This window comes from Vibrio sp. 10N.222.46.A1 (genome assembly GCF_041473595.1).
In the GTDB taxonomy this organism is placed as follows: domain Bacteria; phylum Pseudomonadota; class Gammaproteobacteria; order Enterobacterales; family Vibrionaceae; genus Vibrio; species Vibrio tasmaniensis_A.
The window spans coordinates 1-1,019 of record NZ_JBFRSN010000830.1 but is presented as its reverse complement, the minus strand read 5'-3'; the positions used below and the strand labels follow the sequence as shown (position 1 = coordinate 1,019).

1 protein-coding gene and 1 pseudogene are annotated in these 1,019 nt (G+C 43.4%); one reads left to right on the top strand and one right to left on the bottom strand.

All coding sequences use genetic code 11. The annotated features are described in order from the left end of the window. A pseudogene (locus AB4496_RS20645) lies at positions 1 to 199 on the top strand (methyl-accepting chemotaxis protein); the annotation flags it as partial. 98 nt (positions 200 to 297) lie between these two features. On the opposite strand, the gene AB4496_RS20640 reads toward AB4496_RS20645, so the two are convergent. Beyond that, positions 298 to 1,019, bottom strand: a 722-nt coding sequence (locus AB4496_RS20640) for a lipase family protein (RefSeq protein ID WP_372131824.1), incomplete at its 5' end; no start/stop codon positions are given.

Sequence of the window (1,019 nt, the reverse complement as noted above, 5' to 3'; positions counted from 1 at the left end):
CAGTGATATGGCGACTCAGATTGCTTCTGCCGCTGAAGAGCAGTCACTGGTTACTGCCGAAATCAATGCGAATACCGAATCTGTTCGTGAAGTGAGTGATGTGATGGCAGTTGATGCGACCGATGCGGTTTCACAAGCCGATCAGCTAAGTCATTTAGCGAGTGACTTGAAACGAGAGTTGTCACGCTTCAAGCTTTAATCTTTAATCGATATTGCAGAAAACAACATAGGTTTAGAAACTAAAGAGCACAGACAGTAATAGGCCTGTGCTCTTTCTTTAATAGCTTCAAATGAGTCTCAGTGCTTATCAAAGAAATCCTTATTGCGAATATATTTGCTCATTAAGTGGTAAGAAAAAGGTCTGATCAACCAACTTAGAACAGAGCGCCCAAGACGTATAAACGTCGGTGTGTTTTCGTAGATCCTGCCGTTATAGAGCCAAAGCACTTTCCCTACATGCCAATACAACAGAGGCACGGGCGGCATGAAGGTGACAATATCTATGTCGCAACAGATACGGTAGGTTTTCTTACTCAAACGGTAGTGCTTTCGAAAATTCCAATCACCAATCGCAGGTTGGCCAAAAGTCACGATTCGCTTAACACAGCCTGGATACTTTTGATCTAGGTAATCTGCGAACACGCAGCCAATTGCACCACCAGAAGAGTGGCCGGTTATAGAAATCCTTTTCCCTTGTTCTAACAAAGGCAAGAGTGTCGCTTCTAAGCGTTCGATAACGGTTTGCCCAAGCTTGTCTTCGTTACGACTCGGCTGGCTTTCTTGAAACATGAGATGATAGAAACCGGCATGTACACGATAGTTCAGCCCAATCTTTTTACAGCTTCTTGTCCATAGTGCAAAAGTGAGTAGCCAGTCAGAAACACTGTGTGATCCCTTGATAACCACAACCACTTCATCTTTGTCACTACTCCATAAAACTCGAATCATGGTTTTGCCAAACTGGTTCTTTATGATGCGCTGTCCATTAGGATCAAAACCGTAACGAGTCTGTTTAAAAA